Source organism: Thioalkalivibrio sp. ALJ12, assembly GCF_000378305.1.
Lineage (GTDB): Bacteria > Pseudomonadota > Gammaproteobacteria > Ectothiorhodospirales > Ectothiorhodospiraceae > Thioalkalivibrio.
Genome location: NZ_KB899538.1, coordinates 701340 through 723126, shown reverse-complemented (window position 1 = coordinate 723126; position 21787 = coordinate 701340). Strand labels below are relative to the sequence as shown.

The following is a 21787-nucleotide window of genomic DNA, read 5'->3' as shown; positions in this document are numbered from 1 at the left end:
CTTGCGAGCCCGGCCCCCGTTTTCGGCGGCCGGGCTTTTTTGTGCGCAGCCCTCCGGGAGATCAATACCGGACCAATCCCTGTACACGACCTGTACAGGATACCCACAGGCGGATACAAACGATGGCAGTTAGGTGACACAACAGCCAACCGATATCACCAATACCTCACAAGCTGTTGATCTAAATACACAAAAACACTTTGGTCGCTTTTTGGCCATTCTGATACGAACCAAGCAGCAACAGGCGTTTAGCGCGTTTCACCCCATTTCCTCCACAGAGTTATCCACAGGTTTTGTGGATAACGGTCACACTCTTGCGCCCCTGCGGACTGGCGTAGACTAGTCGCATGCCCGAGAACGGAATTGCCCAGGTCGTACTCGACCGACCGCTGGACCGCCTGTTCGACTACCGGATCCCCGACGACACCGATCTGAGGCCCGGGCAACGGGTCCGTGTACCCTTCGGGCGTGGCGAGGCGATCGGCATCGTCGTCGCACTCGCGAACCAAAGCGACGTGCCCGAGAACAAGCTGCGCGAGGCACTGCCCTCCCCCGATCCGGGGCCGATCCTAACGCCGACGGTTCTGGAACTCCTGCGCTTTGGTGCCCGCTACTATCACCACCCGCTGGGCGAGGCCCTCCTCGGCGCGCTGCCACCCGGCCTGCGGCGGGGCCACCTTCTACCCACCCTGACCCCTGAACCCCTCTGGCGGCTCACCCCGGCTGGCCACACAGCGCTGGCGGAAGGGCAGGTACGGGGCCGCCGCCAGCTCGCCATCCTTCGTGCCCTGCCCGCGCTCGGGGCCGCGCTGGACCGGACGACGCTGTCCACCACGGCCGCCCTGCAGATCACCGCCAAGGACCTGCGACAGCTGGAGACACACGGCTGGCTGGAACAGACGCGTGCCAATCCACGCGCCCCAGCGCCCCCCACCGGCATCGGCTACACCCTGACCCCCGAGCAGGAGACGGCCATCGCGGCGGTGTCGCCGGACGATCCCCGCCCGATGCTGCTGGAGGGCGTCACTGGCAGCGGCAAGACCGAGGTCTATCTGCGCATGGCCGCCGATGCGGTCGCGTGTGGCCGTCAGGTCCTGTTCCTGATCCCGGAAATCGCGCTGACGCCGCAACTTGCAGGGCGCATCCAGCAGCGCTTTCCGGGACAGGTCGCACTGCTGCACTCCGGCCTGGCCGAGGGCGAGCGCCTGCGCGCCTGGGAGGCCGCCCGTCTCGGGGAGCGCCGCATCGTCGTCGGGACCCGTTCAGCCCTGTTCGTCCCGCTACCCGAGCCGGGCCTGATCATCGTCGACGAGGAACACGACAGCGCGTTCAAGCAGCAGGACGGTTTTCGCTACAGCGCGCGGGATCTGGCAGTCAAGCGGGGGCAACTGGAACGCACCCCGGTCGTGCTGGGCTCGGCGACGCCCACCCTGGAGACCCTGCACGCCGCGCGCCAGGGCCGCTACACCCATGTACATCTGCGCACCCGCCCGGATGGCACGCAGCCACCTGGCGTGGAGACGATCGACACCCGCGTGCACAGCCCGGACGAGGGCCTGACCGCTCCACTGCTGGATGCGATTCAGCAAACCCTGGCCGAGGGCCAGCAGTGCTTTGTCCTGCTCAACCGGCGCGGCTTTGCCCGGGTGCTGACCTGCGAGGCCTGCGGCTGGGTCGCCGACTGCCCGGACTGCGATGCCCACCTGACCGTGCATGCCCATGATCGCCGCGCGATCTGCCACCTGTGCGGGCACCAGGAGCCCCGCGCCGAACACTGCCCGGAATGCGGCGAGACCCTGGCCCACCGCGGGCTGGGCACCCAGCGCCTGGAACAGGCGCTGGCTCGGCACTTCCCGCAGACACCAATCATCCGCCTGGACCGCGACAGCGTGCGTCACAAGGGGGCCCTGGAGGCCGCACTGGATCGCATCCGGCAGCTGGATGCCGCAATCGTCGTCGGCACCCAGATGCTCGCCAAGGGGCACGATTTCCCGCGCGTCGGACTGGTCGGCGTGGTCGACGTCGATCAGGGGCTGTTCAGCGTGGACCTGCGTGCCACCGAGCACACCCTGCAACTGATCGTGCAAGCCGCCGGGCGCGCGGGCCGGGGCGACGGGGGCGGGCGGGTACTGCTGCAGACCGGCCACCCCGATCACCCCCTGATGCGGGGGCTGGATGCCGGTAACTACCCGGCGATGCTGGAGCCGCTGCTGGCCGAACGCGAGGCGGCCGGGCTGCCGCCGTACGGGCACCTGGCCCTGGTCCGCGTCGAGGCCGCCGAGGCCGCGGCGGCGCATCGCCACGCGGAGACCATCGCGGGACACCTGCTCGCGACGCGGCACGGGGACCTGCGCGTGCTGGGTCCGGCGCCCGCCCCGCGCCACCGCGTGAACCGGCGTTTCCGCGAGCAGATCCTGCTGCGCGCGGCCGAGCGCCAGGCCCTGCACCGGACGCTCGCGCAGGCGCGGCATTCCTGGCAGACCGAGGATCTGCCGCGCGGGGTTCGCATCGCGATCGACGTGGACCCGGTCTCGCTCGCCTGAAACCCGCACAGAACAGGCATCGGGCCGGCATTCTGGTTAGAATGCCGGGCTTTTGAGACGACGGACTCGGTTCCCTTGAAAGACGCCCTTACCCAGGCCCTCGCGGCCGCCCTGGAGACCCTGGTGGCCGATGGCCGCGTACCCGCCGATCACGGTGTCGAGGTGCAGGTGACGCGTGCCCGCGACCGCGAACACGGCGACTTTGCCAGCAACCTGGCGATGCAGCTCGCGCGCCCGGCGAAGACCAAGCCCCGTGACCTGGCCGAGGCCCTGTGCGCCGCGATGCCGGCCGTGCCCGGCCTGGCCGGCACCGAGATCGCCGGCCCCGGCTTCATCAACTTCCGCCTGGCCGCGGATGCCCGCACCCAGGTGCTGGGCCGCATTGCCACCCAGGCTGCCGACTTTGGCCGCTCGAGCGTAGGCAACGGGCGCCCGGTGCAGGTGGAGTTCGTCTCCGCCAACCCCACCGGCCCGCTGCATGTCGGCCACGGGCGCGGCGCGGCCTTCGGCGCCACCGTCGCCGACCTGCTGGACTTCTGCGGCTTCGACGTCACCCGCGAGTACTACGTGAACGACGCCGGGCGGCAGATGAACATCCTCGCCGCCAGCGTCTGGCTGCGCTACCTGGAACAGCACGGCGTACAGGTCCCGTTCCCGGCCAACGGCTACCAGGGCGACTACCTCTATCCGGTCGCCAAGGCCCTGACCGCACAGATCGGCGACCAGGCCGTGCATCCGGCCGAGGCCGTGACCCGCGACCTGCCGCCGGACGAGCCGGCCGGTGGCGACAAGGAGGTCTACATCGACGCGGTGATCGCCCGCGCCCGCGAACTGCTGGGCGTGGCGCTGTACCGCACGGTGTTCGACTGCGGCCTGAACGCGATCCTTGAAGACATCCGCGACGACCTGCGCGAGTTCGGGGTCGAATACCAGTGCTGGTTCTCCGAACGCAGCCTGGCCGACTCCGGTGCAATCGATGCCGCGGTGCAGGACCTCGAGGCGCATGGCGCGCTCTATGAAAAGGACGGGGCCCTGTGGTTCCGCTCCTCCGACTACGGCGACGACAAGGACCGCGTGGTGCGCCGCGAGAACGGCGACTACACCTACTTCGCCTCCGACATCGCCTACCACCGCGAAAAGTTCCAGCGCGGCTTCGAGCGCGTGATCAACATCTGGGGCGCCGACCACCATGGCTACGTCCCGCGCGTGCGTGCCGCCCTGCAGGCCCTGGGCCTGGAGGCCGATCGCCTGGACGTGCTGCTGGTACAGTTCGCGATCCTCTACCGCGGGGGCGAACGCCTGCCGATGTCCACCCGCGCCGGGCAGTTCGTCACCCTGCGCGAGCTGCGCGACGAGGTCGGGTCGGATGCCGCGCGCTTCTTCTATGTACAGCGGCGCTGCGACCAGCACCTGGACTTCGACCTGGACCTGGCCAAGTCGCAGTCCAACGACAACCCGATGTATTACATCCAGTACGCCCACGCGCGCATCGCCAGCGTGCTGCGTACCGCCGCCGAGCGCGGCCATACCGCCAGCGCGCTGGACGACGCCGGGCTGTCCGCACGCCTGACCGAGCCGCAGGAAGACGACCTGCTGGATCGGCTCGACCGCTTCCCCGAGGTGATCGCGGCAGCCGCCGAGACCTGCGAGCCACACCAGATCGCCCAGTACCTGCGCGAGCTGGCCGCCGGCTTCCACACCTACTACAACGCCGTGCCGTTCCTGAATGCAGAGGACGCCAACGTCATCGGCGCGCGCCTGGCGCTGCTGACCGGCATCAAACAGGTGCTGCACAATGGGCTGCGCCTGCTCGGCGTCACCGCCCCCGAACGGATGTAGCCCATGGCCCAGGCCCGCCGCAAGCGCCGCAAGACGACCCCCGCCCGCGCCTCGCGACCGATCCCGGGCTGGGTCTGGATGTTCGCCGGCCTGCTGATCGGGCTCGGGATCGCCGCCGTGCTCTATCTCCAGGGGGCCGATCGTTCACCCGACATCGGTGCCCTGTTCGGCGAACCGGAGCCCCCGGCCGAGCGCGCACCGGCAGCGGAGCCGGAGCGCCTGCCCACCGATGACGAGCCGCGGTTTCGCTACTACGAGCTGCTGCCCGAAGACGAGGTTCGCGTCCCCCGGGGCGAACGCGAAGTCCCGCAGGATCAGGTGGTCCCGCCCCCGGCCTCCCCGGCCGAGGGCGATCCTGTGATCCTGCAGATCGGCTCGTTCCGGCGGTTCGAACAGGCCGACGAGATGAAGGCCCGCATCTCTCTGCTGGGCCTGAGCCCGCAGGTGCACGAGGTCGAGATCGAGGGCGACACCTGGCACCGCGTCTTTGTCGGCCCCTTCACCCAGGAGGACGACGTCAACCGCGCCCTGGACCGCCTGCGCTCGGAGAACATCGAGGCCCTGCGCCTGCGTCATCGGGACGGTTGATGGCCGCGGCCGGCCCGGACCTGGACGCACTGGCGAGGACCGTAGAGGCCCTGCCGCAGGGCAGCGAACGCCGCGAACTGGGCGAACTGCTGCGCCGGGCCCGCCAGCGGCACAAGCGCGGCCAGCCCTGCGACCGGCTCGTCTCCACCCTGACCGAACGCCTTGCACACGCCGAACAGGGCGCCGCCGAACGCGAACGCCTGCGCCCGCAGCCCGTCTATGCCGGCGACCTGCCGATCCATGCCGAGCGCGAACGGATTATCGCCGCGATCCGCGAACACCCGGTGCTGGTGCTATGCGGCGAGACCGGCTCCGGCAAGACCACCCAGCTACCAAAACTGTGCATCGAGGCCGGACGCGGCGAGGCCGGGCTGATCGGCCACACCCAGCCGCGCCGTATCGCGGCCCGCTCGGTCGCCAGCCGCATCGCCGAGGAGCTGGGCACCACGCTCGGGGGCGACAAGACTTCCACCGTCGGCTTCAAGGTCCGCTTCTCCGACCAGACCGGGCCGAACAACTGGGTCAAGCTGATGACCGACGGCATGCTGCTGGCGGAGCTGGCGCATGACCCGGAACTGCGCGCCTACGACACCCTGATCGTCGACGAGGCGCACGAACGCAGCCTGAACATCGATTTCCTGATGGGCGTGCTCAAGCGCCTGTCGAAGAAGCGCCCGGAGCTGCGCATCATCATCACCTCCGCCACGCTGGACCCGGAGCGGCTGTCGGCGTTCTTCGACGACGCCCCGATCCTGACCGTGGCGGGACGCACCTACCCGGTGGAGCTGCGCTACCGCCCGATCGAGCCGGAAGAGACTGGCGAGGACGAGAACACCGGCCGCGGCGAACGCGACCTGTTCGACGGCATCCGCGACGCGGTCGCCGAATGCGAGCGTGCCGGCCCCGGCGACATCCTGGTGTTCCTGCCCGGCGAGCGCGAGATCCGCGACGCCCACAAGGCCCTGCGCGGCCAGGTGCGCTCGGACACCGAGGTCCTGGCGCTGTACGCGCGCCTGTCCGCCCGCGAGCAGTCGCGGGTCTTTCAGTCCCACGCCGGGCGGCGCATCGTGCTGGCCACCAACGTCGCCGAGACCGCACTGACGGTCCCCGGCATCCGCTTCGTGATCGACTCGGGGCTGGCCCGCGTCTCGCGCTACTCCTGGCGCTCGCGGGTGCAGCGCCTGAGCCTGGAGCCGATCTCGCAGGCCGCCTGCGACCAGCGCGCCGGGCGCTGCGGACGGCTCGGCCCCGGCATCTGCATCCGGCTGTTCGCGGAGGACGACTACAACCTGCGCCCCCCGTTCACCGACCCGGAGATCCAGCGCTCCAACCTCGCCTCGGTGATCCTGCAGATGGCCGCGCTGAAGCTCGGCCAGCCGCGCCAGTTCCCGTTCGTGGACCCGCCCGACCCGCGCCTGGTCAAGGACGGCTACCGCCTGCTGGAGGAGCTGGGCGCGGTGGATGCGCGCGGGCGCATCACCCCGCGCGGCCGCCAGCTGGCGCGCATGCCCATCGACCCGCGCCACGGCGCGATGCTGCTGGCCGGGGCCGATCACGGCTGCGTGACCGAGACCGCGACCATCGCCGCCTTCCTGTCGCTGCAGGACCCGCGCGAGCGCCCGGCCGAGGCCACGCAGGCCGCGGACCAGGCCCATCGCGAGTTTCAGGTCGAGGGCTCCGACTTCATGGGCATGCTGAGGCTGTGGGAGGCCTGGCACACCGCACGCGAGGACCTTGGCTCGAATGCGCTGAAACGCTGGTGTCGCGAGCACTTCCTGAACTTCCTGCGCATGCGCGAGTGGCAGGAGCTGCGCGTGCAGCTCCTGCGCCAGGCCCGCGAGATGGACCTGAAGCCGAACCACCAGTCCGCCGACGCCGAGCCCGTGCACTGCGCGCTGCTGACCGGACTGGTCAGCCAGATCGGACAGAAGACCGAGCGCGGCGACTATCTAGGCGCACGCAACCGCCGCTTCCAGATCCATCCCGGGTCGGTCCTGGCGAAGAAGAAACCCGCCTGGGTGATGAGCGCGGAGATCGCCGAGACCACGCGCGTCTACGCCCGCGACAATGCCCGTATCGAGCCCGACTGGATCCTGGGCGCGGCCCCCCACCTGCTCAAGCACCACATCTTCGAGCCGCACTTCCAGCGCCGCAGCGGGCGCGTCGGGGCCTTCGACCGCATCACCCTGTATGGCCTGGTCGTCGCCCCTAAAAAGCCGGTGGACTTCGCGAAGCACGACCCGGCCGAGGCGCGGCGCATCCTGATCCGCGAGGGCCTGGTCGGCGGCGAGCTGCGCACCCGCTCGAAGGGGGTACAGGCCAACCGCGAGGCCGTGGCCGAGATCGCCGAGCAGGAGGCGCGCGGGCGCCGGCGCGACCTGCTGGTGGAAGAGGATCGCCTGTTCGACTTCTATGATGCCCGCCTGCCGGCGGAGATCACCGACGGCACGAGCTTCGAGACCTGGGCACGCAAGACCGAGAAGAAGGACCCGGACGCCCTGCGGATCGACCGTGCGGAACTTCTGAACGAACCGGACACCGCACTCCCACAAGGGGCCTACCCTGACCACCTGGAGGTCGAGGGCCTGCGCCTGCCGCTGGCCTACCGCTTCGAACCGGGCCAGCCGGACGACGGCGTGACCGTGACCATCCCGATCGCGGCGCTGAACGCGGTACCCGACTGGCTGGGCGACTGGCTGGTGCCGGGGCTGCTGGAGGAGCGCGTGACCGGCCTTTTGAAGAGCCTGCCCAAGGGCCTGCGCCGCCAGTTCGTGCCCGCGCCGGACTTCGCGCAGGCCGCGCTCGCGCGCATCGAGCACCGCCAGGGCCCGCTGATCCCGGCCTTGGCCGAGGCCCTGCGCGCGATGACCGGTACCGAGATCCCGCTGGATGCCTGGCGCCCGGAGAACCTGGAGCCACACCTGGTGATGCGCTTCCGCATCCTCGACCCGGAAGGCAACGAGCAGGCCAGCGGCCGCGACCTGGCCGCGCTGAAGCGCCGGCTGGGCGACAGCGCCGAGGCCCACTTCGACGCCAGCCGCCCGGACGAGATCACCCGCGAGGGGATCACCGAATGGGACTTCGGCGCATTGCCGGAGAGCGTCGAATTCGATCACCAGGGGGCGCAGCTGCGCGCCTTCCCGATCCTGGTCGATCGCGGCGACGCCGTCTCGCTGGAGCTGGAACCGGACCCCGCGCGGGCCGCGCGGGCGCACCGCGCGGGGCTGCGCCGGCTGTTCCTGCTGGGCGCGCGCAAGACCGCCCGCGATCTGCGCCGCCAGCTTCCGGAGATCGAACGCGCCTGCCTGAACTACTCGACGCTCGGCAGCTGCGAGGCCCTGCGCGACCAGATCCTGGAGGCCGCGGCCGACCGCGTGTTCCTGGCCGATCCCTGGCCACGCGATGCCGAAGCCTTTCAAGAACGCCTGGAGGGTCGCCTGCCCGAGTTCTCGCCCACGGTGATGGAGCTCTCGCGCCTTGCCGCCGAGATCCTGCGCCACTGGCACGACCTGCGCACCCGGCTGCAGGGGGATCTGCCGCTTTCCTGGATCGAGGCCGCACGCGACATCCGCGGGCAGCTCGAGGCCCTGGTCCCGGCCGATTTCCTGCTGCGTACCCCGCATGACGTGCTGCCCGAGCTGCCGCGCTACCTGCAGGCAATCGACAAGCGCCTGGAACGCCTGACCCAGGCGCCGGACAAGGACCGCGCCCGTCGTGTGGCGGTCGAGCCGCTGTGGCAGCAGGCCCAGGAGCTGATCGCGCGGGCGCCGGACCACCCGGACGTGCTCGCGTTTCGCTACCGCATCGAGGAGTTTCGCGTCTCGCAGTTCGCCCAGGAACTGGGCACGCGCGAGAAGGTGTCGCCGAAACGGCTGGAACGCGAATACGCGGACGTGATCCAACGACTGGCAAGTGGTACATGAGCGTTCTTGATAAGGGAAGCAGCGGATGCGCGTAGTCGTGATCGGGGCCGGCGTGATCGGTGTGACCACCGCCTGGTACCTGCAGGAGGCCGGGGCCGAGGTCGTGCTGGTGGACGCCGCCCCCACCCCCGCCACCGGCTCCAGCCAGGCCAATGGCGGCATGCTGCATGCGAGCCACGCCGAACCCTGGAACACCCCCGGCGTCGGGCTGGACCTGCTGCGCTTTCTCGGCCGCACGGAGTCGCCGCTGCTGTTGCGCCCGCGCGCCCTGCCGGGGCTGGCCGGCTGGGGCCTGCGTTTTCTGTGGCACAGCCGCCGTTCGCTGTTCGAGCAGCACACCCGCCTGAATGCCCGCCTGGCCGCGTTCTCGCTCCGTGAGATCGACCGGCTGCAGCGGGAACTGGCGAGCGCGGGGCTGGACTTCGACTTTCGCCGCTGCGGCATCCTGAAGCTGTTCCAGGACCCGGCCAGCCAGGCCCACAACCGTGCCGCCAGCGAGGCGATGCGTGATGAGGATGTGCGCTTCGAGGACTGGGACGTGGAACGGATCATCGCCGAGGAGCCGGCATTGGCCCCGGTGCGCGACCGCCTGTGCGGCGGGCTGTTCTTCCCCGGGGATGCAATCGGCGACGCCGCCCGCTTCACCGAGCAGCTGCTCGCGATCGGCCAGCGCCGGGGCATCCGCTATTACCCGAACGTCACCGTGCGGCGCCTGCGCACCCACCGTGGCCGCATCGATGCGGTGGAGACCTCCGAAGGGCCGATCGCGGCGGATGCCTGCGTGGTCGCCAACGGCTACCACGCCCCGGACCTGCTGCGCCCGCTGGGGCTGCATCTGCCCGTCGCCCCGGTGAAGGGCTATTCGCTGACCCTCCCGATGAACGCCGACTGCCAGCTGAACCTGCCGCTGATCGATGACGCCAACAAGGTGGTGATGACCCCGCTGGGGGAACGCCTGCGCCTGGCCGGCACCGCCGAATTCGCCGGCCGCGACCGTTACCTGAATGTCGAACGCGCGGCGAATGTCCTCGATCAGTGCCGGCGCACCCTGACCGGCCTGCCCGCGACCTTCGACCCGCTGACGATGGCACCCTGGACCGGGCTGCGCCCGATGAGCGCCCGTGGCACGCCGATCCTCGGCCCGACCGCCATCGAGGGCCTGCACCTGAATACCGGGTCCGGGCACCTGGGCTGGACGTTTGCCTGCGGCGCGGCAGCGCTGGTTCGTGCGGGGGTGCTGAACGAATCGCCGTCCCTTCCGATGGAAGACCTTAGGCTTTGATCTCGGCCCGGGGCGATGCGTTTCGCTGCGCTCAACACATCCTACAGCCCGCCCTGCCTATCGTAGGATGCGTTGAGCAACGCGAAACGCATCATGAGGCCATACAGGCCACCCGGTTTAAGACGCCGGGAACACCATCCGGATGCGGGCACCATGCAGCTCCGGTGCCTGTTCGATATGCAGCTCGCCACCGTGGTCCTGCACCAGGGCCTGGATGATGCTGAGCCCCAGGCCCTGGCCGGCCTCGGCATCGCCGCGCACGTCGGCGCGCTCTCCCCGCTCCAGTACCCGGGCGCGATCCGCTGGCGCGATGCCGGGCCCATCGTCATCAATGGTCAGGGTGACGGCCTGCGGCGTGCAATGCGTCGAGATCCGCACCCGGCTGGTCGCATGGCGGATCGCGTTGTCCAGGGTGTTGCCCAGCAGTTCGAAAATCGCACCCGGCTCCATGCGCAGGGCACAGCCAGGGTCGAGCTCGCTGTCCAGGTCCACGCCCTGCTGGCTGGCGAGCCGTCCGAGCGCCTGGCAGGTACGCTCGATGATGGGGGCCAGCGGCTCGGGCGCCTGGAACGGCGCCGGACCCAGGCGCTGCGCCTGACTGAGTTGGTGCTGCACCATGGCCTGCAGCCGGTCGACCTGGCGCCGCATGTCCTCGGGGTCGGGGTTCTGGCTCTCCAGGTTGAGACGCAGCGCGGAAATCGGGGTCTTCAGGCTGTGGGCCAGGTCAGCCAGGGCGTTCTGCTGGCGGTTCAGCCGCGCGCGCTCGAACTCGATCAGATCGTTGATGCTTCCGGTCAGGGCCTGCACCTCGGTCGGGTACGGGCCCTCCAGTCGCCCATGATCCCCGTGCCGCAGCGCCTCCAGGTCGCCCTGTACGCGGCGCAGCGGCCACAACCCCCAGAACCACAGCGCCAGCCCCAGGGCGACGATCAGCGAGAACGTCATCGTCATCAGCCCCTGCCAGAGGCTGGCGCGATACTGCTCCACCTGTTCCTCGAAGGCCTCTCGGTCCTCCAGCATCTGGAAGGTCAGCCCGACCTGGCCACCGTCCAGCTCCCACTGCACGGGGAGGCTGAAGGCGAAGAAGTCGTCCTCCGACCAGCCGCGCAGGGAGACCCCCACCGCGGACGGGGAGCGCCAGAGCGTGCGACCGTCGGGACCGAGGATGCGGGCATAGAGGCCACTGGCGGGCAGTTGCAGGCGGCTCTCGGGCAGCATATCGGGGACGCGGACCTCGTTGCGCCCGACGACCTCGACCAGCCCCATCAACAGCAGGACCTGGGCCTCCAGGCGTGTCTCGACGGCATCTGCCGCGTTGTCGCGAAAGGCGGCCTCCAGCACCCAGGCCGTCAGCAGGGAAAACACCAGCACGGTAGCCCCCGCGACCAGTGCCAGGCGCAGGGTCAGGCTGCTGCGGATCTGGCGCAGGGGGCGTCTCATGAGATGGCGGACGAAGGGGCGATGCAGCCTGTATGCGGCGTCATGAGTCCGAGGTGGAATCGGACGGGGTCGTGGCATCCGCCTCGCGCACGAAACGGTAGCCCCGACCGCGCAGGGTCTCGATCAGGCCCAGGCTGCCGTCCGGGTCCAGCTTGCGGCGCAGGCGGCCGATCAACACCTCGATCACGTTGCTCTCGCGATCCTCGTCGTGCTCGTAGAGGTAGTCCGCCAGCACCTCCTTGCTCAGCACGCGCCCCGGCTGGCGCACCAGCGTCAGCAGCAGGCGGTACTCGAAGGTGGTCAGCGAGACCGGCTCGTCGTTCAGGCGGACATCGTCGGTGGCGGTGTCGATCACCAGCGGCCCGAACAACAGCCGTTCGCGGCCGGCCTGCAGGCTGCGGCGAGCCAGGGCGCGCAGGCGCGCGACCAGCTCCTGGATGTGAAATGGCTTGGTCAGGTAGTCATCGGCCCCGGCCTCGAGCCCTTCAACCTTGTCCTGCCAGCGGTCACGGGCCGTGAGGATCAGGATGGGCAGTTGTGGCTTGACCTCGCGGGCCTTGCGAATGACGTCGAGCCCGTCCATGCCCGGCAGCCCCAGGTCCACCACCGCGATATCGCAGTGGTACTCGGTCAGCAGGTACAGGCCGGTGTCGCCGTCCGAGGCGGTATCCACGCGACAGCCATTGTTCTCCATCTCTTCGGCGATCTGGCTGCGCAGAGCCAGGTCGTCCTCGATTACTACCACGCGCAGATTCATGGGTCGAGCTCCGTCCCTTCCTCGATCTTGATCGTTCGTACCTGCTGGTTGTCGGTCAGGATACGCACGATAAACACGCGATTCCCGTACTCGGTCAAATCTTCGCGTGCGGACAGGACTCGCCCCGGGTAGTTGGCCTCCACCCGCGACACCGCCTCGTCCAGGGTCCAGACGGCCGCGCGCGGGTCTTCGGTGATGAACTGGGCCTGCGCCGCGAAGGGCGCCACCAGGATCGCCAGCAGAAGCCCGAGCACACCCGCGCCGCCGATGACTCGGCGTCTCCGGCCACCGCCTTTGGCAACGGTCTCCGGTCCGGGGCGCATAGCGGTAGTCTCCGTGACGGTGTGGGCGAACAAACTCTTGCAGCTACAAGGCTATAGGCCTAGCCTGAACGTTATCTGAAACCGGATGTTCCCGTCATGACCCAAGCCCCTGCCCCCTCCGAACCCGAGGTACCCCTGGAGGAAGAAGCCGGCCCCCTGCGCTGGGACGAACTGATGCCGCATTTCGCCCGTGGTGTGGTGATTCGCGTGGCCCCCGAACTGGACCTGATCGAGGTGGCCCGCGCAATTCGCGACGATGCCACGCATCAGGTCAGCGAATGGCTGGCCAGTGATCAGGTCGCCCGTGCCACAGATGACGACGCACGGCGCTGGGCGGCGAACAACCCCGTCTTTACCGCCATCGTCGCCGCCCCCTGGGTACTCGCCCAGGAGCGCAGCACGGCGCACTGACCCGGCCATGGCCTCCCCCCTGGGCATCGAGGACGACACGCTGGCCCGCCTGATCCAGGCGGCGCGGGAGTTCCACGCCAAGGAGGAGGTCGTGTTCCCCGACTCGAACCCCGACACCTCGGACGATGACTGGGCCATGCAGGTCCTGGCGGACCACGCGGGCGATCTGACCCTGCGCGAGCTGGAGGACACAATGAGTGGGCTCGGGCCGGAATACCAGGCGGAGCTGCAAGCGCTCAGTGCGGTCGGCCGAGGCGACTACGCAGTCGAGGAATGGGAAAGCGCTCTGGAGGATGCCCGCGACGACTGGAGCCCGGACACAGCCCACCGCCTGGTTGCCAATCCGATGATCGCGGACGAATGGGAGGCCGGGCTGGAACAGATGCAGGCCGCCGATCAGTAAAAAGCGCTCCGGGCTCAGCCGGAGTCGAATTACACCCCCAGCGCGGCAGAATCGAACTGTACGGCGACCCCGTCTTCCATCACTCGCACCACCTGCGCCTGCACCCGCGGCGGTTCACCGCCATCCCCCAGCAGGCCGAACACCTGCAACATAAACTGATCGCCCGGACTCAGCCCCTTCAGGACATCAATCCCGGCCTGATCACGATCCTCCCAGGCCAGGAAGGCCCCACCGCCGGAGATATCGTTTGTGGTGAGCCGTACCTGGCTTCCATCACTGCATTCCGCCACCACCTCGACGGTCATCGGGATGCGCGGATGGCGCCGACGTTCCCCTGTCATGGCCTCTCTCCTGCTGCAGATGCCTTCTCAAGGCATCGAAAAGATGGATACGTTGTGCTATATCCCAGAACAATGATCGTTCCATCACACGATCAGGCGCAACTCCGGGCGAACACACCCGGAAGTGCATACCGGCCCGGCAACCGCACCGGGCAGTAGAAACAAGGCAGTACCGAGATAGCTGTCGCCATATAACAAAGTCACTTCACGACGGAGGAGTCCGTTCACATGAAGCAATCACGTTTGTTCGTGGCGGGGCTGGTGGCCTCGCTGGCGATGGCGGGTACCGCATCCCAGGCTATCGCCGACAATGACGAAATCACCCGTGGCCAGCTGATGGCCGCTTCCTGCAAGGCCTGCCACAACGCCGCCGGCGCCGAAAAGGGCGTGCCCGATCTGGGCCGAATCCCGCCGGAGGTAATCCAGAGCCAGATGCGCGCATTCCGCGATGGCGACCGTGACGCGACCATCATGGATCGTCACGCCAAGGGCTACACGGACGAAGAGATCGAAGCGATGTCGGTCTACTTCTCGCGCTTCTGATCACGGGGGATGACAACAATGCACAATTTTACTCGACGCCATTTCCTGAAGGCCTTCGGGATCACCAGCGCGGCCGCCCTGACCGGTATTGGCTGCGCCCCGCGTGCCGCCCGTAACGGCGCCAAGGCCCATGTGGTCGTGGTCGGGGGCGGCTCCGGCGGTGCCACCACGGCGCGCTACCTGAAACAGTTCTCTCCGGACATGATGGTCACGCTGATCGAACCCAACGCCACCTACGTCACCTGCTACGGCAGCAACTGGGTGATCGGCGGATTCGAGAGCATGGATGCAATCACGCACGGCTACGACAACCTGCGCGACCGTGACGGCATCGACGTGATCGAAGACAAGGTCGTTGGCGTGGACGCCGACAGCCGCACCGTCCGGCTCGAAAGCGGCGACAGCCTGCAGTACGACAAGCTGGTCATGTCGCCGGGAATCGACTTCAAGTACGACGACATGCCCGGCATCGAAGAGGCCGACGCGGAGACGATCCCGCACGCATGGAAGGCCGGCTCGCAGACCGAGCTGCTGCGCTCGCAGCTACTGGAGATGCCGAACGGTGGCGTGTTCGTCATGGTCGCGCCGCCGAACCCGTTCCGCTGCCCGCCGGGGCCGTACGAACGCGTCTCGCTGATCGCGCATTACCTGAAGGAGCACAAGCCGCGCTCCAAGATCATCGTGCTCGACGCCAAGGACAACTTCTCCAAGCAGGGCCTGTTCGAGGAAGGCTGGGAGATGCACTACGGCGACATGATCGAATGGCGTGCCGCGTCGGATGGTGGCCTGGTCGAGGAAATCGATGTCGGCGAGATGACCGCCCGGGCCGACAGTGGCTTCGAACGCGTGCGCGCGGACGTGATGAACTTCATCCCGGCGCAGCGGGCCGGCCAGATCGCCCACGATGTCGGCCTGACCAACGACGAAGGCTGGGTCCCGGTCGACCAGCGAACCTTCAAGTCGGAGATGGACGACAACATCTACGTACTGGGGGACGCCAGCGTGGCGGGCGCCATGCCGAAGTCCGGCCACTCGGCCAACAACCAGGGCAAGATCGTCGCCGCGGCGATTGTGCGCGAGTTGATGGACCAGGAGCCGCTCGATCCCTCGTCGGCCAACACCTGCTACAGCCTGATCACCCCGGAACACGGGATCAGCGTGGCGGCCGTGTACAAGTACCAGGATGGTGCTCAAGCAGGCGTCGAAGGCTCTGGCGGTGTCAGCCCCTCGGGCGAGACCTCCAGCTTCCGCGCTCGCGAGGCCGCGTACACTCAGGCGTGGTACGCCGGGATCACCCAGGACATCTGGGGCTAGCCTCACTCACAGCCATGACGGCTGTAAACGACGGATGAAGACGGCGCCTGCGGGCGCCGTCTTCTTTTGTGGGGCGGCTCAGGCGTTCAAGTCAGGGATCAAGCGACTGCGCAGCCGCTGGATGGCGTCTTTCAGCTGCAGCTTGCGCTTTTTCAGCCGCTGGATCGCGAAGGCATCCGGCGCCGGTTGCTCGTGCATCACCGCGATCGCGGAATCCAGCGCCCGATGCTCGGACTCAAGCTCCGCCAGTCGTGCACGAATCTGACTCTCCGTCTCCAACAGCCCCTCCTCGCTTGTCTGTGCGGTCACGAGATACTTCCAGCTCGCGTATCATCGCAGACCCACCCCGCCCGGACCATCCCGCGCCCATGGCCATCCGCAACACCAGCCTGCCTATCGACACCCCCCGCGGCATACGCCTGAACGGCGTCCTGGTCGAACCGGATGACGGTCCGCTGCTGGGCCAGGCCTGTATCGCACACTGCTTCGCCTGTTCCAAGGACTTCCCCGCGACCGTACGCCTGGCGCGCGCCCTGGCGGAGGAAGGCATCGCCACGCTGCGTTTCGACTTCGCCGGCCTGGGCGACTCCGAGGGCCGGTTTCGCGACAGCACGCTGGATACCTATTGCGAGGACCTGAACGCGGCCCTGGATGCATTGAAACAGGCGACCGGCGAGCCCACCGACCTCCTGATTGGCCACAGTTTCGGCGGGGCCATGGCCATCCACGTCGGCAGCCAGCGCGAAGAACTGGGCGGCATTGTCACCATCGCCGCACCCAGCCGGCCCGGCCATGTCGCGCACCTGTTTGGTGACATCGCTGACACCATCGAGCGCGAAGGCTTCGCCCGCGTCAATATTGGCGGCCGCCCGGTCGAGATCGGACGGGCATTCCTGGATTCGATCGAAGAGCCGACACTGGACAGTGCCCTGGAACGCATGACGCAGCCGCTGCTGCTGCTGCACGCCCCCGGCGATACGGTGGTGAGCGTCGATCACGCCCGCCGGATCTTCCAGCAGGCCCACCACCCCAAGAGCTTCGTCGCCCTGCACCAGACCGACCACCTGCTCTCGCGCCCGGAGCACACCCGGTATGTCGCCGGGCTGATCCACGCCTGGGCCGCCAACCTGCTCGATTAGCCCCAGCGCACGCCGAACTGTAGGAGGCCAGCCCTCTGGCCGATCGGACGCCGGAAAAAACCATCGGCCAGAGGGCTGGCCTCCTACACCATGACCCAGGGCCTACCAGTAATTCTCGGTGGTGATGTGTCCCGGCTTGCGGCGGCGGTTCTTCTCCAGCCCGCGCTCGCGGAGGATGGTGGCGGTGTCCTTTACCATGGCCGGGTTGCCGCACAGCATCACCTGCGAGTGCTCCGGCGCGATCTCGAGCCCGGCGTGATGCTCCAGGCGGCCCTCGGCAATCGCCGCGGGGACGCGGCCCTCGAGCCCGCCCGGGCAGGGTTCGCGGCTAACGAACGGGATGTACTGAAACTGTTTCGGGGCGCGTTCCTGGAACTGCCGGATCGTATCCTGGTAGGTCAGTTCGTCCGCCTTGCGCACGGCGTGGACCAGCCGGATGTTCTCGAAGCGCTCCCACGGGGTGTCGGTCTTCAGCATCGACAGGAAGGGCCCCAGCGCGGTGCCGGTGGACAGCAACCACAGGTCGCGACTGTCCGGCAGCTCGTCCAGGGTGAAGAACCCCGTGGCGCGAGGCATCAGCTCAACCGTATCCCCGGGCTCCAGCTGCACCAGCCGGTTCGACAACGGGCCCTCCGGCACCGTGATCAGGTAGAAATCCAGCGGGGTTTCGTCCGGCGCGTTCACATAGGAATAGGGGCGTGCGACCGGCTCGCCGTCGATCTCCAGGCGCAGCCGGTTGAACTGCCCGGCCTTGAACGGCTCCACATCCGCCTCTACCCGCAGCGAGAAGAGGCGATCCGTCCACTGTTTGCACTCCTGCACGGTCCCCGTGACCCAGCCCATATTTCCGACTCCATGACTCAAGTATTATCCAGACTGGTGCCGCGCCCGGATGGTTTCAAGCTGTCGTTCAGACGATGCGGATTAATCCAACCAGTCCCAATCCGTATAATCGTCGCCCAAACCTAACAGGCACTGGAGCAACCATGGCCCGCACCCCCTCGCAGATGATCGAACTGGGCACCGAGGCCCCGAACTTCTCCCTGCCGGACGCCATCTCCGGCGACACCATCAGCCTCGACAGCTTCCCTGACGCGAAAGGCTACATGATTGCCTTCATCTGCAATCACTGCCCGTTCGTGCAACTGATCCGCCACGAGTTCGCGCGCTACGGCCGCGAATACTCGGACAAGGGCATTGCGGTGATCGCAATCAACTCCAACGACATCCAGGCGGTACCGGACGACGCCCCGGACAAGATGCGCGACGACGCCCGTCGTTTCGGCTACAAGTTCCCCTACTGCCTGGACGAGGACCAGTCCGTGGCCAAGGCCTACCACGCCGCCTGCACCCCGGACCTGTACCTGTTCGATGCCGACCGCAAGCTGTACTACCGCGGCCAGTTCGACGAGACCCGCCCCGGCTCCGACACACCGGTCACCGGGCGTGACCTGCGCGCCGCCAGCGATGCCCTGCTGGCCGGCCAGCCGGCCCCCGAGCCGCAGCATCCAAGCCTCGGCTGCAACATCAAGTGGCGCCCGGGCAACGAACCAGACTACTACGGCTGACGCACCTGCCGGAGCGGGCCGGCCCGCGCAGCGGCCGCGCCCGCCGTATACTGAACGCACACCCTGAACCATGGCCACCGCATGCCGCCCAGCAACGTGATCGACGGCCCGCGGGTCGCCACCTGGCGCTGTCCCTCCTGCCAGGAGGCCGTCCCGCGCCTGCTGCCCAATGGCGAGAGCAACCGCATCCCGATCCCGCCCGCGCGCATGGTCTTGCCGGACAATACCGTGCGTCAGGCCTGTGAACGCGTGCAGGGGTTGCGTGCGCCGGAGATCTGCTTTGCCTGCGGCCAGGCCTACCATGAGCTGCTGGGCACGCTGGTACGCCCGCCAGCCGAGTTGGGCGATGCCCGTGGCGAGCCCGGGCTCAATGACACCGGGATCATCGGGGCCCTGCTGCCGATCGCCGACCAGGGCACACAGATCCTGATCTTCAACGTGGTCGACCAGGAACTGCGCTGCACCGAGATCGAGCGCCTGGCCAGCTTCAACCCCGACCGCCTGACCTACCCCGGTTCGCGCGGCGCCATCGCTCCGCGCATCTGGGCCCTCTACGAAGACCACCTGGCCCAGCTGCACGCCCGCGCACCGGTCCCGTACCACCCCGAATAGCACTTGTCACCGCGAGGCGCGCAGCGCCGTGGCCATCTCTTGGAGCAGCATGAGTCCATGCCCTCTCGCCGTCATCCCGGAAACCGCGCCGCGGTTATCTAGGATCTCGTGCGCCAAGGCGATGGGAACCGCGGGAGACTCCGGCTCTACGCTGCGCTCCGGCCGGAATGACACGGGAAGCGCACTGACCGGAAAAAGACAGTGCCTCAGGCGTCGTCGTCAGCATCCACGCGCGCCAACATGCGCATACCGCCGACCATGCAGCGCAGCGCCTCCAGGGTCTGCAGATCGAAATCTGCCCCGGTCTCGCCGGGCAACTGCCAGTACTTCGGCCGGCAGGTCGCGGGCCGATGCGCCGGCATGGCGCGGGCCGCGGCCGTGTCCAGCGCCACCAGCAGATCGGCCCATGCCAGATCGGCGTCCGCCACCTCGGCCATCGTGTGCGCCGGGCGCACCTCGATCCAGTCCTCGAACTCGGCCGCCGCGGCCAGCTCCGCCACGCGCGCGGCGCGCCCGTCGGGGAGTTCCGCGGCCACCAGCAGTCGCGCACGACGCTTATACATCTCCGCCTCCGGGCAGGTGCTTTTGAATGGCACCACCAACCGGCGGCAGGCTATAACGCAATGGATGACAACGGAGAACGGACGGCATGGCCCACCTCGACTGGTCGCATTATCCGGTGAATGAACTCAAGCTCGTCTACAGCACGCTGCACGCGCAGCTGACGCTGGCGCCGGAGTTGATGGATTCGCAACTGATGGATGACCTGCAGACCCACCTGCAAAAGGCCGCCAAGGCCGACGGCGTGGACGTCTCCACCCACTCCCAGTGGGCCGCCTGGCTGAACGACCGCTGAGCCCCAAGAGCATCACTGCGCACCAGCGCCTGATCGGCCAGAGGGCTGGCCTCCTACAACGGGGCCCGCCACAGAAAGGCACTGATCACTACAACGCTCGCTGCATGTTCTCAAGGCGGCAGACCAAAGCGGGCAGGTGCTCATCTACCAGGTTCCAGATCGTATCGCTGTCGATACCCAGATACGCGTGAATCAGCCGGTTTCGGGTCGCGACAATCATTCGCCAGGGGATATCCGGGTGCGCCTCCCGCGCTTCGGAAGGAATATGCCCGGCCGCCTCACCGATCAATTCGAGGTTTCAAAGCACCGCATCGTAGACCAGCTCATTCTGTACGAACGCATCACGATCAAGGCCATCCGTATAAGCCATGGCCTTGCGTGCAAATCGAATCATGTCGTCAAGATAGAAGCGCCACTCGCGCGCCGCCATTGAGTCAGACACGAATCGCCTCGCGCTCGACGTACGGACGCAGCTCGGCGCGCAGGGCCTTTTCGGAGATCAGATCCACCGGGTGTCCTAACAGGTCTTCAAGATAGAACTGAACGCCAAAATACTGCTGGGCTGAGGCCGGACCGTCGTAGCCGACAAGAATATCCACATCACTCTGCTCGCCGGCTTCGTCACGGGCCAACGATCCGAACAACGCCAGCCCACGTACACCGAATTCACGCTCGAGATGGGTCCGATGCTCCCGTAGCGCCTGCAATACGGCAGCACGACTCAGCCTGCGAGATGGTTGATCCATTGCCTCGTCCTGTTGTTGCACGGCGGTCTTACCCCTTCAAATATTCAGGCGTCGCCTTCGGTGGCCTTGCGGTGTTCGGCGGCGAAGTCGAGCATGCGCTGCGTGGCCACCAGGGCCTTCTGGCGCGCGGTGTCGTCGACGAAGATCTCGTTTTTGGCTGGCTCGGCGTTGTCTTCCAGCGTCTCGGCCAGCGAGACCAGGTCGTTCATGGCCATCCACGGGCAGTGGGCGCAGCTGGTGCAGGTGGCGCTGTGGCCGCCGGTCGGGGCCTCGATCAGCGTCTTGCCCGGGGCCGCCTGCTGCATCTTGTAGAAGATGCCCTTGTCCGTGGCGACGATAAATTCCTGTTCCGGGCGGTTCTTCACCGCCGCGATCAGCTGGCTGGTGGAACCGACCACATCGGCCTGATGGATCACCTCGCGCGGAGACTCCGGATGCACCAGCACCGCCGCACCGGGATGACGACCGCGCAGATCTTCCAGCGCCCAGGAGCGAAACTCATCGTGCACCACACAGGAGCCGTCCCACAGCACCATGTCGGCACCAGTGGTGCGGCGAATGTAGTCGCCCAGGTGCTTGTCCGGGGCCCACAGCACCTTCTTGCCCTGATCGCGCAGATGCTCGACCAGCGGCACGGCAATGCTCGAGGTGACGACGTAGTCGGCCTGCGCCTTCACGTCCACCGAGGTGTTGGAGTACACCACCACCGTGTGGTCCGGATACTGGGCGCGGAATTTCGCAAACTCCTCGGCCGGGCAGCCAAGATCCAGCGAGCACTCGGCCTCCAGCGTCGGCATCAGAACACGTTTCTCCGGGCTCAGGATCTTGGCCGTCTCGCCCATGAAACGCACCCCGGCGACCACCAGCGTCTCGGCCGGGTGCTCCTTGCCGAAACGTGCCATCTCCAGGGAGTCGGCCACGCACCCGCCGGTCTCGTCCGCCAGGCGCTGCAACGACTCGTCCACGTAGTAATGGGCCACCAGTACCGCGTTGCGCTCAATCAGCAGGCGCTTGATGCGGCGCACCAGCTCGTCGCGCTGGGCATCGGTCAACGCATGCAGCGAGGCCGTCACGTGATCCGTGCGCGGAACCTGGAAGATCGGAATTTCGGCCACCGGTGCAGTCATGGGTCCTCGACACCCCGGCATGCGGGGTAGAT

Annotated in this window: 22 protein-coding genes and 1 pseudogene; 13 read left to right on the top strand and 10 right to left on the bottom strand. The window is 67.8% G+C overall.

Translation table 11 applies throughout. The annotated features are described in order from the left end of the window. Positions 1-347 precede the first annotated feature (347 nt). The 5 genes from F467_RS0103475 to F467_RS0103455 all read left to right on the top strand — a co-directional run bounded on the left by F467_RS0103475 (position 348) and on the right by F467_RS0103455 (position 10175). Positions 348-2543 (top strand): primosomal protein N', encoded by a 2196-nt coding sequence (locus F467_RS0103475; RefSeq protein ID WP_018139013.1) that lies wholly within the window; start codon positions 348-350, stop codon positions 2541-2543. Positions 2544-2618: 75 nt separating this feature from the next. Next, positions 2619-4382, top strand: a complete 1764-nt coding sequence (gene argS, locus F467_RS0103470; RefSeq protein WP_018139012.1) for an arginine--tRNA ligase — start codon at positions 2619-2621, stop codon at positions 4380-4382. 3 nt (positions 4383-4385) lie between these two features. After that, positions 4386-4970, top strand: coding sequence for an SPOR domain-containing protein (locus F467_RS0103465; RefSeq protein ID WP_018139011.1), 585 nt, complete (start codon positions 4386-4388; stop codon positions 4968-4970). Then, on the top strand, positions 4970-8893 hold the full coding sequence (gene hrpA, locus F467_RS0103460; protein ID WP_018139010.1) for an ATP-dependent RNA helicase HrpA: 3924 nt from the start codon (positions 4970-4972) through the stop codon (positions 8891-8893). The genes F467_RS0103465 and hrpA overlap by 1 nt, the downstream gene beginning before the upstream one ends. Positions 8894-8918: 25 nt before the next feature. Continuing rightward, entirely contained in the window at positions 8919-10175 is a 1257-nt protein-coding gene (locus F467_RS0103455; protein WP_018139009.1) for an FAD-dependent oxidoreductase, read from the top strand. 117 nt (positions 10176-10292) lie between these two features. Here the strand turns inward: F467_RS0103455 and F467_RS0103450 are convergent, their stop codons facing one another. The 3 genes from F467_RS0103450 to F467_RS0103440 are packed head-to-tail and all read right to left on the bottom strand — an operon-like array spanning position 10293 to position 12695. Next, positions 10293-11615, bottom strand: coding sequence for a HAMP domain-containing sensor histidine kinase (locus tag F467_RS0103450; protein ID WP_018139008.1), 1323 nt, complete (start codon positions 11613-11615; stop codon positions 10293-10295). A gap of 40 nt (positions 11616-11655) precedes the next feature. After that, positions 11656-12372, bottom strand: a complete 717-nt coding sequence (locus tag F467_RS0103445) for a response regulator transcription factor (protein WP_018139007.1) — start codon at positions 12370-12372, stop codon at positions 11656-11658. Next, the gene (locus tag F467_RS0103440) at positions 12369-12695 is read right to left on the bottom strand and encodes a PepSY domain-containing protein (protein ID WP_018139006.1); all 327 of its coding nucleotides are present in this window, start codon (positions 12693-12695) and stop codon (positions 12369-12371) included. Before F467_RS0103440 ends, F467_RS0103445 begins: the two co-directional genes overlap by 4 nt. Positions 12696-12791: 96 nt before the next feature. On the opposite strand from F467_RS0103440, the gene F467_RS0103435 reads away from it, so the two are divergent. After that, positions 12792-13106, top strand: coding sequence for a DUF2288 domain-containing protein (locus F467_RS0103435; RefSeq protein ID WP_018139005.1), 315 nt, complete (start codon positions 12792-12794; stop codon positions 13104-13106). A gap of 7 nt (positions 13107-13113) precedes the next feature. Continuing rightward, positions 13114-13509: a DUF3775 domain-containing protein gene (locus tag F467_RS0103430; protein WP_018139004.1), complete on the top strand. Its 396-nt coding sequence runs from the start codon at positions 13114-13116 to the stop codon at positions 13507-13509. A gap of 29 nt (positions 13510-13538) precedes the next feature. Here the strand turns inward: F467_RS0103430 and F467_RS0103425 are convergent, their stop codons facing one another. Next, on the bottom strand, positions 13539-13850 hold the full coding sequence (locus tag F467_RS0103425; RefSeq protein ID WP_018139003.1) for a PilZ domain-containing protein: 312 nt from the start codon (positions 13848-13850) through the stop codon (positions 13539-13541). A gap of 228 nt (positions 13851-14078) precedes the next feature. Here F467_RS0103425 and F467_RS0103420 point away from each other — a divergent pair, with 228 nt between their 5' ends. Next, positions 14079-14393: a c-type cytochrome gene (locus F467_RS0103420; RefSeq protein ID WP_018139002.1), complete on the top strand. Its 315-nt coding sequence runs from the start codon at positions 14079-14081 to the stop codon at positions 14391-14393. 18 nt (positions 14394-14411) lie between these two features. Next, complete coding sequence (locus tag F467_RS0103415) at positions 14412-15707, top strand: NAD(P)/FAD-dependent oxidoreductase (protein ID WP_018139001.1); 1296 nt, start codon at positions 14412-14414, stop codon at positions 15705-15707. 78 nt (positions 15708-15785) lie between these two features. Here F467_RS0103415 and F467_RS0103410 read toward each other — a convergent pair whose 3' ends face one another. Beyond that, positions 15786-15986, bottom strand: a complete 201-nt coding sequence (locus F467_RS0103410; protein WP_017926214.1) for a YdcH family protein — start codon at positions 15984-15986, stop codon at positions 15786-15788. A gap of 89 nt (positions 15987-16075) precedes the next feature. Here F467_RS0103410 and F467_RS0103405 point away from each other — a divergent pair, with 89 nt between their 5' ends. Next, positions 16076-16846, top strand: coding sequence for a carboxylesterase (locus F467_RS0103405; protein WP_018139000.1), 771 nt, complete (start codon positions 16076-16078; stop codon positions 16844-16846). 102 nt (positions 16847-16948) lie between these two features. On the opposite strand, the gene F467_RS0103400 is transcribed toward F467_RS0103405, so the two are convergent. Further along, the gene (locus tag F467_RS0103400) at positions 16949-17689 is read right to left on the bottom strand and encodes a ferredoxin--NADP reductase (RefSeq protein ID WP_018138999.1); all 741 of its coding nucleotides are present in this window, start codon (positions 17687-17689) and stop codon (positions 16949-16951) included. A 143-nt stretch (positions 17690-17832) separates the two neighbouring features. On the opposite strand from F467_RS0103400, the gene F467_RS0103395 reads away from it, so the two are divergent. Further along, positions 17833-18414, top strand: coding sequence for a thioredoxin family protein (locus F467_RS0103395; protein ID WP_018138998.1), 582 nt, complete (start codon positions 17833-17835; stop codon positions 18412-18414). Between the two features lie 81 nt (positions 18415-18495). Then, positions 18496-19026, top strand: a complete 531-nt coding sequence (locus F467_RS0103390) for a hypothetical protein (protein ID WP_018138997.1) — start codon at positions 18496-18498, stop codon at positions 19024-19026. A 206-nt stretch (positions 19027-19232) separates the two neighbouring features. Here F467_RS0103390 and F467_RS0103380 read toward each other — a convergent pair whose 3' ends face one another. Then, a complete protein-coding gene (locus F467_RS0103380; RefSeq protein ID WP_018138995.1) occupies positions 19233-19589 on the bottom strand; it encodes a hypothetical protein in 357 nt (118 codons plus the stop codon). A gap of 86 nt (positions 19590-19675) precedes the next feature. Between F467_RS0103380 and F467_RS0103375 the strand changes: the two genes are divergently transcribed. Continuing rightward, positions 19676-19882 carry a hypothetical protein gene (locus F467_RS0103375; RefSeq protein ID WP_017926221.1) on the top strand — a complete coding sequence of 69 codons (207 nt, stop codon included), beginning with the start codon at positions 19676-19678 and terminating at the stop codon, positions 19880-19882. A gap of 88 nt (positions 19883-19970) precedes the next feature. Here F467_RS0103375 and F467_RS13140 read toward each other — a convergent pair. From F467_RS13140 to nadA, 3 genes and pseudogenes are all read right to left on the bottom strand, one after another. Beyond that, positions 19971-20312, bottom strand: a pseudogene (locus F467_RS13140) (DUF86 domain-containing protein). Between the two features lie 4 nt (positions 20313-20316). Beyond that, positions 20317-20628 carry a nucleotidyltransferase family protein gene (locus F467_RS0103365; RefSeq protein WP_026182213.1) on the bottom strand — a complete coding sequence of 104 codons (312 nt, stop codon included), beginning with the start codon at positions 20626-20628 and terminating at the stop codon, positions 20317-20319. A 44-nt stretch (positions 20629-20672) separates the two neighbouring features. Continuing rightward, on the bottom strand, positions 20673-21755 hold the full coding sequence (gene nadA / locus F467_RS0103360; RefSeq protein ID WP_018138991.1) for a quinolinate synthase NadA: 1083 nt from the start codon (positions 21753-21755) through the stop codon (positions 20673-20675). Positions 21756-21787 lie beyond the last annotated feature (32 nt).